The 17,637-nt window shown below is 41.4% G+C and carries 12 protein-coding genes; 3 read left to right on the top strand and 9 right to left on the bottom strand.

Annotated elements, in window-relative coordinates:
- Positions 1-371: 371 nt before the first annotated feature.
- The 4 genes from H6G28_RS02450 to H6G28_RS02435 form a co-directional block, all read right to left on the bottom strand.
- On the bottom strand, positions 372-1,547 hold the full coding sequence (locus H6G28_RS02450; RefSeq protein WP_190588002.1) for a M20 family metallopeptidase: 1,176 nt from the start codon (positions 1,545-1,547) through the stop codon (positions 372-374).
- A gap of 296 nt (positions 1,548-1,843) precedes the next feature.
- Positions 1,844-2,419, bottom strand: a complete 576-nt coding sequence (locus H6G28_RS02445; protein WP_190588003.1) for a pentapeptide repeat-containing protein — start codon at positions 2,417-2,419, stop codon at positions 1,844-1,846.
- A gap of 650 nt (positions 2,420-3,069) precedes the next feature.
- Positions 3,070-4,812 carry a serine/threonine protein kinase gene (locus H6G28_RS02440; protein WP_190668735.1) on the bottom strand — a complete coding sequence of 581 codons (1,743 nt, stop codon included), beginning with the start codon at positions 4,810-4,812 and terminating at the stop codon, positions 3,070-3,072.
- A 143-nt stretch (positions 4,813-4,955) separates the two neighbouring features.
- Positions 4,956-6,557 carry a peptide ligase PGM1-related protein gene (locus H6G28_RS02435; protein ID WP_190668733.1) on the bottom strand — a complete coding sequence of 534 codons (1,602 nt, stop codon included), beginning with the start codon at positions 6,555-6,557 and terminating at the stop codon, positions 4,956-4,958.
- A gap of 851 nt (positions 6,558-7,408) precedes the next feature.
- Here H6G28_RS02435 and H6G28_RS02430 point away from each other — a divergent pair.
- Together H6G28_RS02430 and H6G28_RS02425 are read left to right on the top strand one after the other, a co-directional pair.
- Positions 7,409-8,347, top strand: coding sequence for a phosphoribulokinase (locus tag H6G28_RS02430; RefSeq protein WP_190588006.1), 939 nt, complete (start codon positions 7,409-7,411; stop codon positions 8,345-8,347).
- 487 nt (positions 8,348-8,834) lie between these two features.
- Positions 8,835-9,545 carry a tetratricopeptide repeat protein gene (locus H6G28_RS02425; RefSeq protein ID WP_190668732.1) on the top strand — a complete coding sequence of 237 codons (711 nt, stop codon included), beginning with the start codon at positions 8,835-8,837 and terminating at the stop codon, positions 9,543-9,545.
- A gap of 329 nt (positions 9,546-9,874) precedes the next feature.
- Here the strand turns inward: H6G28_RS02425 and H6G28_RS02420 are convergent, their stop codons facing one another.
- The 5 genes from H6G28_RS02420 to H6G28_RS02400 all read right to left on the bottom strand — a co-directional run bounded on the left by H6G28_RS02420 (position 9,875) and on the right by H6G28_RS02400 (position 15,881).
- Positions 9,875-12,211, bottom strand: coding sequence for a two-partner secretion domain-containing protein (locus H6G28_RS02420; RefSeq protein ID WP_190668730.1), 2,337 nt, complete (start codon positions 12,209-12,211; stop codon positions 9,875-9,877).
- A 337-nt stretch (positions 12,212-12,548) separates the two neighbouring features.
- A complete protein-coding gene (locus H6G28_RS02415; RefSeq protein ID WP_190668728.1) occupies positions 12,549-12,797 on the bottom strand; it encodes a hypothetical protein in 249 nt (82 codons plus the stop codon).
- Between the two features lie 229 nt (positions 12,798-13,026).
- Complete coding sequence (locus H6G28_RS02410) at positions 13,027-13,302, bottom strand: hypothetical protein (protein WP_190668726.1); 276 nt, start codon at positions 13,300-13,302, stop codon at positions 13,027-13,029.
- A gap of 233 nt (positions 13,303-13,535) precedes the next feature.
- Positions 13,536-13,742: a hypothetical protein gene (locus H6G28_RS02405; RefSeq protein WP_190668725.1), complete on the bottom strand. Its 207-nt coding sequence runs from the start codon at positions 13,740-13,742 to the stop codon at positions 13,536-13,538.
- A gap of 561 nt (positions 13,743-14,303) precedes the next feature.
- Positions 14,304-15,881 carry an alkaline phosphatase D family protein gene (locus H6G28_RS02400; RefSeq protein ID WP_190668723.1) on the bottom strand — a complete coding sequence of 526 codons (1,578 nt, stop codon included), beginning with the start codon at positions 15,879-15,881 and terminating at the stop codon, positions 14,304-14,306.
- Between the two features lie 215 nt (positions 15,882-16,096).
- On the opposite strand from H6G28_RS02400, the gene H6G28_RS02395 reads away from it, so the two are divergent.
- On the top strand, positions 16,097-17,551 hold the full coding sequence (locus H6G28_RS02395) for an aminotransferase class I/II-fold pyridoxal phosphate-dependent enzyme (RefSeq protein ID WP_190668721.1): 1,455 nt from the start codon (positions 16,097-16,099) through the stop codon (positions 17,549-17,551).
- Positions 17,552-17,637 lie beyond the last annotated feature (86 nt).

The following is a 17,637-nucleotide window of genomic DNA, read 5'->3' as shown; positions in this document are numbered from 1 at the left end:
ATAACCTTTTGTAAGAATCTGCAAGATAAATTGCTATAAAAATTAAGATGTCAATACCTCAAAAGAGGTATAAACACCTGACTATAGTTAGATTTATTAACTAAATAAGTACAAGAAATTGAGAAAAAATACTCAATTTTCTGCAAAATTTATATCATTAGTAGAGAACAGGTTTGAAAGCTATGGATATTTTTTAGATGAGTTTATATCCTCTAACTGCTGCAATCCTGTTCTCTATAGGACTCATATTTGATTTGGGAAAAAAATCAGTACACCCAGATCAGGCTTCTCTCCTACTCCCTATTCCCCATTCCCTACTCCCTGCGTACACAACTAGATTCAGGAATCAAACCATATTCCTATATTTGCTGTTATAGCCAATATTTATAAGCGGCATAGGCCATAGTTACCACACCTGTGATAATCGCCGACTCATCGATTTCAAATTCGGGATGGTGTAATGGGTAGTTGATGATTCGATCTTTGAAACCGACACCCAAGCGAAACATTGAACCAGGGGCGTGTTCTAAATAAACAGAAAAATCTTCCGCGCCAAGAGAAGGTTCGGGTAAAACTTGGACGCGATCGCTACTCCAGGCTTCTTCTGCGGCTGATTGTAACAACTGGGTTAAAGAATAATCATTTTGGACGCTGGGGACACCTTGACGGTAATTAACTTGATATTTTGCGCCGTAAGCATCACAGATATTCGCCACAATATTTTCAATCCAATGAGGGAGATGGGCGCGGGTTTCGGGATGGAGCGATCGCACCGTTCCCCACAACTGCACTTGATCAGCAATCACATTGGGCGCTCTACCACCCTGAATTTTCCCTATACTCAACACTACAGGGCGCAAAGGATTCTGAGTCCGGCTGATGGCTTGTTGCAAAGCTGTAATCACTTGTGAAGCAATCCAAATCGCGTCAGTTGCTTCATGGGGACGTGCGCCGTGTCCAGACTCACCAATAATCGTAATTTCTAAATCATCAGCTGCGGCTGTCAACGCTCCGTAACGTATCCCAATCGAACCTGCGGGGATAGAAGGAAAAACATGAACGCCTAAAATAGCTGAAACATCCTGCATCGCCTGATCTTGCACCATCCAATTCGCACCCTGGGCAATTTCCTCGGCGGCTTGAAATAAAAATCGCACCTTCCCGCCCAATTCATCAGCGATTTGGGACAAGATCATTGCCGTACCTAACCCGACAGTCGTATGTACATCGTGACCACAAGCGTGCATCACCCCATCTTTACGGGAAGCATAATCTAAACTTGTACGTTCTTGGATAGGTAAAGCATCCATATCAGTCCGAATCGCTAATAAACGCTCATCGGTTCCTGTACCCCGCACTTCCCCAATTACACCTGTTTTTCCCACACCTTCTTGGACATGCAACCCACTGGAAGACAGAACCCCAGCCACAAAAGCAGCTGTTTGATACTCTTGACCACTGAGTTCTGGATGAGAGTGAAGATGACGGCGAATTTCAACTAAACGGGGTGCTAGTTTTGTGGCTATCTCTTTAATACGGGTTAACATCAATCAATTTTAGTTACGAGCTTTGTTCCCATGATAAATAAGTGCTAATGAACAAAATGTTCTTTATCAAAGGGAACAGGGAACAGGGAATAGGGAATAGGGAATAGGGAATAGGGAATAGTATAGGACTTACGCAAGAACTCTCTCAAACTCTCATTCCTCCGTGTCCTCTGCGTCTCTGTGATACCCTGCGGGAAGCCGCTTGCGCGTCTACGATTTTCTGTAGCCTGTGCGTAAGTCCTGTAGTAGACAAAAATTTAAACCATCTCCACTCCCAACTCCCTACTCACCACTCCCTACCGCTTACTTTCCACTTCCTCAGACTGGGTATAACAAGTTGTCCCTGCTTTAAATTTATTACATTGCTTGGGAATTACACGCTCAGATGACCACCAGTAAGGTTTATCGGAAGTGACATCACCTGTAGTTAAAGTAGTTAGTCGGAAGTTTGCTCCGCGAAAATTAGTAAAGTATAATTTAGCACCGGATAAGTTAGCGGCTGTTAAATTAGCACCCAGAAAACCTGTAAAAGACAAATCCGCACTTTCTAAAGATGCTGAAGTTAAATTTGTACCTGTGAAAGATGCTCCAGTGAGATTGGCAGATTTCAGGATTGCACCTTCGAGATTTGCATCGGTTAAATCTGCATTGGTCAGATTCGCTTCGGATAAATTTGCTCCCTTTAAAATAGCCCCACGCAAGTTGACACCAGCTAAATTAGCTTGATTGAGGTCAGCACCACTCAAATCGCAACGAGGACAAGCACCAGATTTTCTGAACTGTTCTAGGTCTTGTTGATTCAGCCCCAAGGCTTTTTCGGTTAACCCCGTGCAAACTATTAGAGCAACAATGCTGGCAATCTGGAGTTTCATAGGTTTTACGGATATTTGTGTCTGTGATCAGTTAAACGTAGAGTTACTGTCATACTTAACATATACACATATACCGTTAACTCAGCAAATCCTAGCAATGAAGTGGTGATGAAGAAGCTATAAAAATAGTATAAATTCTGATTTTGGGACTACACAAAACCAAATTTAGGCTTTAAGATTGATTCGTAAGGAACTATACAGAACTCTCTATAGACTATCACATATTCGATCCCCCCAGCTAAAAGAAAAGTAGCTGGGGGGATATTAATTTGAGCATTTATACTGTGTTGAGTCAGTTAGTGATCATTCGGTATATCTATTATAGGGCTTACGCACAAAGGTTATTTGTGAAGAATGGGGATGAGGGTGTAAGGGTGTGAGGGTGTAAGGGTTTTGAACATCTACACTCTTACGGGGAAGTTAAAAGAAAAGTAGGTTGGGTGGAGCGATAGCGAAACCCAACATCCTCAAGACTTTTTTGGTTTTCGTTCCTCAACCCAACCTTGTATAGGACTCATATTTGATTTATGAAAAAAATCAGTACACCCAGATCAGCCGTCTTTCCTACTCCCTACTCCCCATTCCCTACTCCCTACCTTGTATATTGAGACAAGTAGTAGACCATCCCCTAAACGATTTTTCGATTTAACTTAGCGCCATCCCAAAAAACGCAGTCCGGGAACAATTAAGTAATGACTGACCCCTAGCCAAAAGCTTGTAAAAATGGCGACTAAAACAAATAAAGCCAAGGGTAGACCTAATTCTGTCCAAAGTGGCTGGGGTGAAAAGTAAAAGACTGTGGCGGGGAAGCCTAAAACAAATAAACCAGAAAATATCACTGCTGTGCCTAAAGCGGCGACTAAGGCATAAACTATGTGATGACTGCGAAACCCAAAACTCAGGGATAGTAAAAATATTGAGACAGCAATCATCACGACCAAACCATCACTGCTTTGTTTGGGTGAAATGAGTTCCCAAAATAACCAACCAAATCCATAGCTAATCATACCCATGAGTGATGCGACTAAAAACCGCCGCCTTTGACCAAAACACCCGGATAAGGTGAGTCCCCAGGCGGTTCCCAAGCCAGCACTCACAAAGACTAAAATATCTGCGCCAAAGTTAGTTTGAGAATTAGGAATGAGTTCTGGTAGTTGACCCACGATTAATTGCACAATGCGATCGCCTAAAATTGTGCGGTAAGCTACAAAAAAACCGATAATTGTGCCTAAACAAGCTCCTAAACTAGATAGCACCATTGCCCACACAATCGCTACACAAGCTTGAATCATTTTCAGCAAGGCTTTGGCAATAAACAAAGCTGTTTTACCAATTGCTGTGAGAAAATCGGTAAAAGCTCGTTCAATGGTTTGAATTAGCCTTGTTAAGTTGTTGCTGGCTGAATTTGAGTTTGGTGGTTGGGAGAATGACTGCGGTTTGGCAGATTTGTTAATTTTTGCTAACCGTTTGAGAATAATGGCTGCATTAGATGGACGCGATCGCACGTCTTCCTTTACCATCTCATCCAGTAAATCAGCAAACTGTGAGCTAATATTCACTCGATTCCGCCACCGCAATTCCCCAGTCTGCAAATCTTCCATCTCTGGCGGATACTTACCTGTGAGTAATTCAATCATTGTCCGGCCAAGAGCATAAAAATCAGCCGCAGGCCCCACATTTCCCCCAGTGACTTGTTCTGGCGGACTGTAACCAGAAGAAAATAACCGCGTTGAACTCGACTCTCGACGCTGCATAGCAGCATTTATTTGCTTAACACCACCAAAATCAATTAATACTAATTGTTCCCACCCTGTTTTGGGTTGAGTTGGTGGCGCGGTTGAGGCTGGTATCCGCAACATTAAGTTAGAAGGTTTAATATCGCGGTGAATAATTTGGCATTTGTGCAGTTCTTGTAAAATTTTCACAGCTTGGGTGAACCAGTTGAGTACCAAATTCTCTGGACATCCTTGAGGATAATTATTCATAATTTCATCCAGAGTCGGCCCATTGATTTTTTCCATCACCAAACAAGCTAACTGGCGCGGTTTTGGACTGCTGATATTTACCTGAAAAAAACCATCAGCTTCCACCTTCGGAACACCAGGATGCTGCAAACTAATTAAAACTGCTGCTTCTTGTGTAAATAATTCCTGGGCTTTTGGTGAATCTTCCACCAAAACTTTTAGCACCTTTTCAGTTTGAGTTTTTTCATCCCAAACTGTATAAATTTGGGCAAAACCACCAGAACCCAATGGTTCCAGTGGGACATAGCGGTCTAGCAACTGTAGCAATGCGCCACAGCTGTTACAAAATTTGTTTCCCCAAGGTTGGGGGTAAGGACGTTGACAATCAGGATTTATGCAGTGAACCGCCCTTTGAGGGATATGGGACACAACCGCTACAATACAAACGCTGAGTTGATTTTAACCTATGGTCAAGAGTCAATGGTCATTTGTCATTCGTCATTTGTCATTTGTCACAAGTCAGAAGGATAAAAGACAAAATTTCATACTTCAAACTTCACACTTCATACTTCCTAGCTGTACCCATCCCAAGCAAGAGGGAATGTGTAATCAGAAAAGAGGGGAAAATTTGGATTGTCACTGCGGGTTTCTTCATCCAATACATTGACAACCTTGTTATATATATCTTCTGCCTGTTGGGGAGAATCGCCAATGCTAGTTAATCCTAATTTGCCAAATTGAGAGAGACATCCCATCAAATGAAAGACTGTACCTGTTTCTGTACCACTATCAAAATGTAATCTGTGATGGGCAATAATATCCATTAAATCGTTTGGTAATAATCCCCGATAGCGGTCTTTTTGTAAGTTATCAGTGGCAATATAATATTTAGGACGACCTTGCTGACTATAAAACAATCCTGTGGACAAATCATAGCGACCATTTGTTAATAGTTTTAAGGTCATGAAAGGATGGGTTGTACCACCTTTACGTAAGTTAATTTCAATTGCTTGAATATCCCAATTCTTATTACCTTGGTCAACGGTGACAAAATCAACACCAAATCTTTCTAAGGCTCCTTTTTCTGCCAGCTTTCTGCCAACTTTTAAGCCTAATTGTTGCAGTTGTAGGCGATAGCTTTCATCGGCGGGAAAGCGACATCCAAGATAAATTTGACCATCTGGGCCGCCAAGAATTTGGTCGTGGGTAGAGAGAATTTCAACTTCGCCTGTGGGTGTAATGCGTCCTTGGACACTGGGAGAACGCTTGATTTCTCCTTCAATAAATGCCTCAACAATTGCACCTAACTCTGTGATTCTTCCTGAAAAATTTGCCCAAGTTTCTTGTTTAGCTTGAAAGCGCAGGGTAGAAAAGCTGTTGTTAATTGCTGCTATTCTTGATTCACTGGTAGCTTGCCCTGGTGCTACATTCATAATTGGTCTTAAATCGAGTAGGGCGTTACCTTCTCCAGAAATGCCTTCGTTGAGTTTGACTACCATTCTTTTTAAGGTTGGTTGGCGTTCCCATAAATCGCTGGCTGCTGTTGCTAATTCTTCGGCGTTCCAAACTCTTTGACTGCCATCTGGATGGGGAACTTGACTTTCTGCAAAAATTTGCCGACTGCCACTTTTTGTTCCCCAAATTTGTAAATCTGGCGCGGCAGCATATAACGGTACATTTAATTTTAAAGATAATTCTGCTTCTAAATCTGTGGCGTTGTAGCAAATCATAAATGATTTTTCCAGCCTTAAAGCTTGCCGAACTCGGTCTAACAAGCGGGGACGTTCTAAGATTTTTTGGCTGAGAGGTTGCAGAGAAGAATCATAAGTAGAAAGTAAAAGTAGGCGATTGCGTGCATGAGAAAATGGAATGCCTGGTAACAGTTGCAAATAGTAATCAATAATGCTGGGATGCAGTGGCATTGAAGTAATATAAATTAGCCTTGTGCGAGGATTTCGCAACCGCATTAAAGAAAATAACAATCTTTCTTCATAATGTTCACAACCTTCTACTTTTTGCAGTTCCCGTTGATCGATGCTGAGGGAAGGAATAACCACGATATCTGCTTCACTATTATCAAATAGCTCAATGGTTTTCCAGCGATCGCGCAAAGTTGACTGCAAGCGGCGAAATTGATCAACCTGATCCAACTTTGAAACATTTAAAGTTACCATAATCCCTGCCCTGTAATGATCCCCAACACTAACCTCTTTCTTCGGTATACCGCACAGCCAGCTAGATGTGACTAAGCCTTAATACTTCTTGACTGCAAATATTAATTCCAGGACTTACGCATCAAAATTTTCTGTGGGGATTGGGTGTGAGGGTGAAAGGGTATGGGGTGTAAGGGTTTTGAATACTTACACCCTTATACTCTCATACCCCTGCAACCTGTTCTAAAACCTTATTTTTTCGTTTTTTTGCGTAAGTCCTAAATTCTTTACTCTGTCATCGTAGAGATTTTTGTAATTTCTTGCCTATGCACCCAAAGTAAGAAAAATTAAGTATTCAAACAGGCATATAACCAGATTAAAATACCATTTTATACTGTTAAATTACTGATATTTTTTGGCGCGATCGCTAATCAACAAAAAACTCTTAACATCCCAACAAAATTAATAAGTCAATAGCAATAAATATTAATAATTTAAGAATAGGACTTACGCAAAAACCCTCTCGAATCCTCTTAACTTCGTGTCCTACCCTGCGGGAAGCCGCTATCGCGTCTATGCGCCCTTTGTGGTTCGTTTTTTCATGATTCTGCGTAAGTCCTGAAGAAAAGAAAAATATTCCTAAAATTCACCCATAACCAAGGAAAAATGACAAATGACAACCTTAAATATTTAACTTGATTTGTATCAACTTATTTACATAAATATCTTGGCAATTAACAATAACACAGATATCTTTATGTATAGAGATGTTGCAGACAAGACCTTGAAACCAGCTAGGCGCTAATTTCCTTCTAAACTAGAACAACGGTGTCTGCAAATTTATTACTAATTGTTCGTGTCGGGGGTGGGTAATGAGCCGTCCAATAATTCTTGGGATTGTGGGTGATAGTGCTGCGGGAAAAACAACACTAACTAAAGGTATCGCTCAGGTACTAGGGCCAGAAAATGTTACGCTGATTTGTACAGATGATTACCACCGTTACGATCGCAAACAACGTGCTGAAATTGGCATTACAGCTTTACACCCAGACTGCAACCATTTAGATATTATGCAGCAGCACCTGTCCTTACTCCGCACAGGACAGCCAATTCTCAAACCTGTTTATAGCCACAAAACAGGCACGTTTGAGGCTCCCCTATACATTAAGCCGAATAAATTTGTCATTATAGAAGGCTTGCTTGGCTATTCTACCCGTGCCGCCCGTGAATGTTATGATGTCAAAGTTTACCTTGCACCCCCCGAACCCTTACGCGCCAAGTGGAAAGTTAAACGAGATACGCTAAAACGCGGCTACACTCCCGAACAAGTATTAGCAGAATTAGAAAAACGCGAACCAGACTCAGAACAATTTATTCGTCCCCAACGCCAATGGTCAGACATTGTAGTGAGTTTTTATCCGCCTAACGGTGAAGTAGATGAAAGCAATGGTCATCTGAATGTGCGGTTAGTGCTGCGTCCCACGATTCCTCACCCCGATTTCACTCCAATTATTAATTTGACCAGTGGTGTTACTGGGTCAGCCATCCGTCTGGGGTTAGACCGTGATATGAATAAACCTGTGGATGTCTTGGAAGTGGATGGTCACGCTACTTTAGAGCAGGTGAATAAACTCGAACATATTATCTGTTCGGATATGCCGCATTTACGTAGTGTATGCGATCGCGAAAGTAATCCCGAACTTGGCAAAATTGCGGGTACAACTGGCGAAACCCTACAAAGCTATCCTTTGGCTTTGACCCAGTTAATTATTACCTACCACATGCTGAAGGCAACGCAAATGTATCAATAGTAAGACTTCCGCACCAAGATTATCTGTGAAGAATGGGTGTAGGGGTGTAAGGGTATGGGGTGTAAGGGTTTTGGATATATACACCCCTCTAACCCTACACCCTTACACCCTTTTAGTTAAAAGAATAGTAGGTTGGGTGTAGCGATAGCGTAACCCAACAAAGTATGCGTGAATGTTGGGTTCCGTTCCTCCACCCAACCTACACCTGTTAACTCCATTAATTTTTTGCCATTTCTAATCCCCGCCAAGATTGATATTTATTTTTTTCTGGAATTCTACTTGCGAGTGAAGTATCTATTACTTAGTTAGTGCATGAATTGTAGGTGTAAGACCTAATTATTTACTGGTTGTAGTACCTACTATTGCGGCTAAGATACTTTTTACCAAGTAATCGAAAGCACACTATACATAACCTTGGGTCAAAACTACCAGCATAGATAAAACTCTAAATTAATTTCTAAGTACGAGCATCTGAGGCGGGTAAACTATGAATGGTCACTCATTTCTAACTTCTGGCGATCAGCAAAATAACAGTTGTCAATATGTTGTAAATAATACATTTGGTTTGCCAAGTCATGAGGCTAATGGTAGTGGAAAATCTGCGGTCAAAGAAAGTTATTTACGCGCTTGTGCTTTGAAATCAGCGAAACAAGGAAATTATCATCAAGCGATCGCTTTATTAAATGAATTAATTCGTCGTTATCCCCACAACGCTGCTGATTACAACAATCGCGGGTTAATTTATTTTCAAAGTGGTGAAAAGCAAAAGGCTTTTTGTGATTACAACACAGCTTTAGATTTAAATCCCAATTTGGCTAGTGCTTACAATAATCGTGCCAATTACTATGCAGCTTGTGGAGAATTAGCCGCCGCTTTGGCTGATTACGACCAAGCAATTGATTTGAATCCCCGTTATGTGAGAGCTTGGATTAACCGGGGGATTACTTTCCGCGATTTAGGGCAGTATGAAGAAGCGATAGAGAATTTGGAAATTGCCCTCTTGTTTGGTCAGTTAGAAGCGCATATTTGGTCAGAACGTGGCCGGACTTATCATCTGTGGGGTGATTGGAATTGTGCGATCGCTGATTATCGTCGTGCGATCGCACAACTATCTACAAACCAGAATAGCGACGTTTCAGGTTATCGTTTGCGCTTACAAATCGAAACTTGGTTAAATGAACTACTATCGCAAGGCTAGGGAATAGGGGGTCAGAATTAATTTTTTCTGTTCTCCCAAATTGCTACAGCCTCTTTTGTCTAACAATAGCCACACAGGTATTGCTCTTTTTTGATCTATTAAACTGATTACCAATACATTTTGTGAACGCCATTACGTTCTAGCGATCGTAAATATCAGATGTTTCTCTCCTGTTTTGAAATTATTTTTACCCATTGTTTGAGCAGGGGGAACCACAGATATGGAATTGACAACTGGAGTGGTAGTAAAAATCTTTGTCTACTGTGCCGCCTACTTTCAAATTTTATCGGTTGTGGAAATCTCGATTGTCACAGCTTTATGAAATCTAATTACAAATTAGCAGCACAAGCAACAGAATTGAGCAATGGACTGTGGGGTGTCACCGTTGGTGCTTGGGCAACTAAAGTCACATTACCTTTACCATCTTGTACCCAGCCTTGGGCGGGGACAATTTGAGTTTCTAGAGTGACAGAATCTAATTCTCGTTTACTTATATGATGGGGTGTATAACTCACGCTATTTTCACTTTCACCATCAAGAGTAATCCAATTTACTAAAACCGAGTCATCCATTAAAGGGTCTGTGGGGCTGGGTGCAATTCCACCCTTACCTGTAGCAATCAAAGAACCTCTTTTGAATTTCCCCCCTGGTTTACAATATGTGGCAATTTGCCGCGAAGCATCAAAAGGTTCTGCGGGGAGTTCGAGCAAACCACGACTGGGGTCAACATCAGGCGTGTTGATTTGAATAGTACCGTTTAATGAAGGGTTTTGTTGGGAAAAAGCGGTAATATCGCTGGTGGGGAGTCGGTTTGGGTTTAGTTGTCTGGAATCTTCAGTACCTAACAGTTGTATTAACTCAGCGCGAGTGCGTGGCACAAATCCAAATATATTATTGGCATTGATAATAATCCGACCACCAGCACCAGAAAAAGCATTGGCTGTAATATCATTATTACCTTGGGGAGTGGCGACAATAAAACCATTAGGTGCATTGATAGTGATGTTTCCACCATTTCCGGGTGCGTTGGCTGTACCTGCATTAGTTGAGATTTGACTATTGCGTCGCAATAACAGTACATCCCGGACTTGTAACGTAATATTTCCGCCTCCGCCTGTTTGACTATTGGTGGAGAGTTGCCCTCTGTTATCCAGCAAAATTGAGTTAGCTTTGACATTTATTGCGCCTGCTGGCCCTAAGTTACTTGGATTGCCTAGATAAACTCCCAATCTTGGTACTCGACTTGTAACGTTGATTGCAGCACCATCTCGGATAATCAATCTTCCAGTCGTTAGTGTCAATTCTCCAGCTTTTCCAGAACCGAACGTACTAGATGATAAGGTACTACCAAAACCGTTAGGTGAGGTTCCAATCAGTTCTACAGACTCAGAAGCATTGATAGTTAAATTTCCTGCGTCTCCTGTAGCTGGTTGAAATTCGGTATTTTGCGGAGGAATAGTAAATCCACTGGATAGTGTTGATATCTGTGCGCCATTTTGAAGCAGTAACCTCCGGGTATTGATGTTTATATCGCCAGCTTTTCCTTCACCACTAGTTGCGCTAATCAAGAAACTAACTTGATCGAAATTAGTATTTGGTAAGGTAAAGCTACCAATTAACTGCACAGAATCAGAAGCGTTGACAAATAAGTTTCCTCCTCTACCCTTTCCTGCTGTCGAACTATCTACTTGTGCGCCATCTCGAACAATTAATTTTTCAGCATTAATAATTAAATCCCTACCGTCTACACTACCTGTCGTCCGACTAATCAAGGTAACAAGATCACCAGTTAATTCCACTGTCTTACCCCGTACCTGGATACTACCACCACCTTTACCACTGGCATCTACAGTAGACGGAATTTCAGCAGTTCCCTCAATTAGTTGAATATTCCCGAAACTCTGGACTTTTTCATATCCTAATACCCAGCCTTGGCTATTGGGGTTAAGACTGACTAAACTATTACTAGCAACACTTCCTAGCTCAATTCTTCCTGACTTTGCTGTTAAACTTCCACCTTCCAGTCTAATGTCACCGCCCACAAGTGCTAAAGTTTTACCTGCTTGTACTTGTAAACCTACAGGTTTCTTAAAGATATTAATTGCATTACCTGGACTAGCTTGAGATTGATTGCGGATAAGAGCCGCAGTTGAGCCAAACTGTAAACCAATAGGAATATTGATTGACAATGTAGGTGTTGTTTGGGGTTCTGTAGCACTAAATTTTTGACCATCGGCAAAGTTAATACTACTGGCTGTAGTCGCTAAAAATGAACCACCAATATCTAATACAGCATTAGGCCCAAATACGATCCCGTTGGGATTAATCAAAAATAAGTTGGCTGTTCCTTCTGCCTTCAGAGTGCCATTAATATCAGAGATAGATTGACCTGTCACCCTGGTAATAATATTTTGAACACCTGTACCATTTTTGAAGTCTGCTATAGCTTCTCTTGTTAAAGAAAACTTTTCAAAACTATGAAATAGATTGCTACCCGCCAGCGTACCACCTGTAATTGTTGTAATTTTATCATTGGTTGTAACTTGCGAATTATTTGGCAGAGTTCTATCTGGGATAATTTGGGCAGTTGCGGAGTTAGCACAAAAAGCTATAAAGCTACCTATAGCAATTCCTAAGCTTTTAAGCTGAAACTCAAGATTATTCATACCCAAATATTGCACCCATCTACAACAACCTTTGATTTATGGAATTATACCAATAGACATCTCCAAAAATGAAATATGCGTGATTTAAGAAGTTTGAACAACAAGATACCCGACTTCTTAAAGAAGTCGGGTATCTGAAGTCCACTAACTTTACCAAATCCAATAAGAATCCTATCGCCTTAGTAAGGTAATAGATTGGCTACAGTTTAATGGATTGATTTTAGTTATTGGTATCACCTTAACTGAGAATCGTTAAATATAGTATCTTCAATAATTTAAAAAAATCTTTTAAAAATACCATATTATCTCACTGCTTCTATATCTGACCTAAATTTTATTAGCAGGCAACCCATTTACCATTAACTAGACAACCTTCCTTTAGTTTTTTTCCTGGCAGTTCTAGTGTATTTTCTGTAGCTTTTTGCTCACTAGCATCTCCACTAATTCCAAATTCATTGGTGTTGGTGCTGCTGTCTAATTCAAAACCACTAACTTCTGACACTACATCATTTTCAGTTACAACATCTAAGTCAGAGTTATTCAAGCTTTCTTCAGTTTGTAATTGCTCTACGTTTTGAGGTTCCATAATTACTTCCTTGTTTTGTTGATTGTATGAACGAATTGTTTTGTCGTGATAATAATGACTTCAGCGTAGCTCCTAAGAATTACGCACGAGTTAACAAAAGTTCATATTTTTTCTGAGAAATTACCCAAATGCACGTAAAACTGAGGGTTTCTGCCAGTTGTTTGAAGACACAAAGTTATTTAGGGGAATATTTGTAGGACTTGAGTTCTGTTCTGCAACTCAGCCACTACTACCAAGGCCAACTACAAATTGTCCCTTGATTAGTAGTAATACAACCTGCAAGTAAAATTTCATTACTTGGAATTGTTTCTACCAAATTTTTCAGTTCTTGTTCATCAACAGTGTCTTTCTCTTGAGTTTTATCATTGTCGATATTGTAATTAGCATTACTGGGTTGCTCTGCTGATGATGTATTATAGTTTTCAGGTAAAGTCGTACCTTGGTTCATTACAGCAGTAGCAGAGTTACCAGAAATAATTAATAAACCTGCTGTTACAACGCCCAAACTTTTAATCCAATTACCAATGTTAACGCGATGTGCAACTTATTCTTGAAACCCCTCTCCAAACCTCTCCCCTGCAAGGAGAGAGGCTTTGAATCTTGCCCCCCTTCCCTCGTAGGGAAGGGGTTGGGGGTTAGGTTTGAGAGAAAGTTGCACACCACGTAATGTTATTCATATTTTATTTCCTTTGTTTTTGTTGAGTCTTTTAACTTTAGCCATAACTGACCTGAACGCTATTAGCAAGGAACCCATTTGCCATTAACTAGACAACCCTCTGACACATGCTTACTTGGAAATTGTGGTGTAGTTTCTACAATTTCTTCTTCATTAGCAGCAGGATTATGGCGTAACGTAATATCTTGATTGGTAGTAGCAATAGCCGCGTTACCATAAAAAGCTAATACACCACTTACTGCAATTACTAAAGCTTTAGTTTTGATCATGTTGTTACTCCTAGTCTGCTATTTACGTTTTCCTGATATCTTGCACCATTCTCAATCATTGTAGGGTTGGCAATGCTCACAACCTAAAAATCAGCCAGTCAGCGAATTTTTAGCATTATCCACATTAACTGAATCGCCATCAAGCTACTGCTGCAAAATGTAAGTTTTCTAAAAAAGAACATTTACGCCGTTAAAGCGCAGATGTACGTCGAAATTGATAATTTCAGAGAATATCAGAGTCCAATAATAAGTATTTTTCTACTTACAAAACGTAATATATAGATGTATGGTCGTTGATTTCATCATCTAGTTTTAGGTTATGCGATCGCTATAAAAACCCGTCATTACGAGGAGGAACGACGTAGACACAAAGTGGCTTCTCGGAGGGCGATTGTGCGATTACTTCCCGCCACGCCTTCGGCTCGCGGCTTCGGCTGTTATCCCTGCGCTCGTAATGACAGTTTATGTGGTTTATAATGCTTGAAACTCTTGCAGATATTACTTGTGTTTTACATCGTGAGCATTGCCCACCCTACGGTTGAGAATAGCGCAAGATATAAATTAAGCTTGTCGATATGCTCCTGGTTGTTCATCTTGGACAATGAAGGAAGCTAGGGTGCTGATAGAGGCATTGGGGTCAACAATGCTAGAAACTGCCCGATAATCACTCTGCCACTGTTTAGGAGTAACTTGGCAACGGACGTAACCCCGGAATGCACCATCGAAAAACTTGGTGTGGGGATTACTTCTCAAGGCGGCTTGCACTGGCGCGATGAATGAGGTGGGGAAGTCGGAGGAAATGGAAGTTCCAACAAACTCAGTCGCTACAGTTGGAGAAGCAAGATTATTAAAGTCAAGTTTGATGTCGTGTACCCAACTGGAATGGATATCGCCTGTAATGACTACAGGGTTAGAAGGTCGGCGATAGTTGAGATAGTTCACAATTCGATTACGTGCGGCTACATAACCATCCCATTGGTCTACATTGAATAATCCAATTTCTGGGCGAGGGTCAAAATCAAATTGAGCAAACATTGTCTGTTGAGCAATAATATTCCAACGGGCGCGAGATTGGTCTAAGCCGTTGAATAGCCAGCGTTCTTGTTGTGAACCTGTCATTGTGGCATTTTCATCAAAGGCTTGCACACACCGGGGTTTGAGTCCATCATTACAAGGTTGGTCGGTGCGATATTGACGAGTATCTAAAACGTGGAACTGAGCTAAGTTGCCATAACTCAAGCGCCGATAAAGTTGGAGGTTCGCACCATTGGGAAATGAAGACAACCGCAATGGCATGTGTTCATAGTAGGCTTTGTAGGCATTGGCGCGACGTTGGGTAAATAGTTCTGGGTTGACGTTATCTTCTTCAGAAATTAAGTTGGCGTAGTTGTTTTCTACTTCATGGTCATCCCAGGTGACTATCCAAGGAAAGGCTGCATGAACCGCTTGTAAATTTGGGTCGGTTTTATAAAGTGCGTGACGGTTACGGTAGTCTCTCAGAGTAATAATTTCTGGGCTATTATGCTGACGTGGCCCGCCTGTTTCTGGCCCGTACTCGTAAATGTAATCACCCAAATGTACAACTAAGTCAATATCTTCTGCGGCTAGATGGCGGTAGGCGGTGTAGAAGCCATTTTGCCAATCTTGACAAGAAACAAAGGCGTAGTTGAGTTGTTGAAGAGAACTGTTGAATGCTGGTGCTGTGCGAGTCCGGCCGATGGGACTAAGTTCATTACTGACGCGGAACTGATACCAATACCAACGGTTAGGTTCTAAGCCTGAGACATCAACGTGTACTGAGTGGGCTAAATCTGCGATCGCTAAAGTTCTACCACGTCGGACAACTTTTCGCATATTCTCATCTAGGGCGACTTCCCAATGTACCACCACATTTCTTGGTGGCATTCCACCACCATTTAAGGGGTCTGGTGCTAACCTTGTCCATAACACCACTCTATCTGGTAAAGGGTCGCCAGACGCTACACCCAAGGTAAAGGGATAGCTAGAAAATCTGGATGTTGCTAATGCTGGTTGCCATTGGCTGGTTAATGCTAAACCTGTAAAAAATCCTGCACCCAGTAAAACACTCCGCCGTCTATAACGATTTGATAAGAGGCGATCGCAATTGATAAAATCCATATCCACCCTTAATGAATTTGCCGTATAAATGCGATGAACTTATCAACCGACAATCAAGCGGAGATTAAGAAAAAATTAAAAGTATGAAGTGTGAAGTCTGAAACTTTCATAGCATTCCCAAATCATTAGTGAACCCAAAGATCCCCGACTTCTTCAAGAAGTCGGGGATCTGAGCCTCTCGATTCTCATCAATCAAATAAGATTGCTATAGATTAATGCTCAAGCAAAAGGAAGCACCTTTATTAGATGCGCTCAAAGCTTGTACAATCAAGCCTCACGCGCCGTTTTACACGCCTGGACATAAGCGGGGTCAAGGAATATCGCCAGTATTGGCTGATTTACTGGGTGAAAAGTTATTTCGGGCAGATTTAACCGAATTAGCTGAGTTAGATAGTTTGTCTTCTCCCCAAGGTGTAATTCAAGCCGCCCAAGCATTAGCAGCAGAGGCGTTTGGTGCTTCACAAACATGGTTTCTTGTCAATGGTTCTACCTGTGGCATTGAGGCAGCAATTCTGGCTACCTGCGGTATGGGCAATAAAATCATTTTGCCGCGCAATGTACATTCTTCAGCGATCGCGGGTTTAATTCTTTCTGGTGCAATACCAATTTTTATCAATCCCGAATATGACCCAGTTTTTGATATTGCCCACAGTATCACGCCCAAAGCTGTGGCAACTGCCCTGAAACAACATCCCGATGCCAAAGCGGTGTTAATAGTGTATCCCACATATTACGGTGTTTGTGGAAATTTAGGTGCGATCGCCAACATCACCCATCAATATAATATTCCGTTGTTGGTAGATGAAGCCCACGGCGCACATTTCGCTTTTCATACTGAATTACCTACCCCAGCTTTAGCCGCAGGTGCAGATTTAACTGTGCAGTCAATTCATAAAGTTCTTGGTGCAATGACACAAGCATCAATGCTGCATATTCAAGGAAAGAGAATTGATAGCGATCGCATTAGTAAAGCTTTGCAACTTGTCCAGTCTACCAGTCCGAGTTACATACTTTTAGCTTCGTTAGATGCCGCACGTCAACAAATGGCGTTGAATGGTGAACAACTCATATCACAGACTTTGCAACTTGCAGATATAGCCAGAAACCAAATCAGCCAAATTCCAGGTTTAGCAATTTTGTCGCCACAATTATCACCCGGTTTTCGGGAATTAGATAGAACTCGGTTGACAATTAACGTCAGTAATTTGGGTTTAACTGGGTTTGAAGCGGAGGAAATTTTAGATAAAAAGTTGGGTGTGACTGCGGAATTTGCTTCCTTACATAATTTGACTTTTATTATTAGTTTGGGAAACACCATCAATGATATTGAGCAATTAATTCAAGCTTGCCAAATTCTTGCCGAAAAGTATCACCATCACAGAGTTGTGATCAAGACTCCACTTGAGCAGAATTTTGCCGAGTATACCGTGCAGATATCACCCCGAACGGCGTTTTTTGCCACTCATGAAACTTTACCAATAGAACAAACAAGCGATCGCATTTGTGCCGAAATTGTCTGTCCTTATCCTCCCGGAATCCCCGTTTTAATGCCAGGAGAATTAATCACTCAAGCAGCCATATCATATCTACAACAAATTCAAGCAATGGGCGGGATAATCAGTGGATGTGCAGATCCAAGTTTACAAACTTTAAAAGTTGTTAAAAATTAGGGTGTTGCCACATTGTTGCACTCGCAATATAGCGGTTCTCGGTTGGATGAGGTAGATTTCAACCCCACCCCCAACCCCTCCCCGCT

It is taken from the genome of Nostoc sp. FACHB-190 (assembly GCF_014696905.1).
Taxonomy (GTDB): Bacteria; Cyanobacteriota; Cyanobacteriia; order Cyanobacteriales; family Nostocaceae; genus Nostoc_B.
Note: the sequence above shows the minus strand (reverse complement) of the source record. Positions and strands in the feature narration are given on the sequence as shown.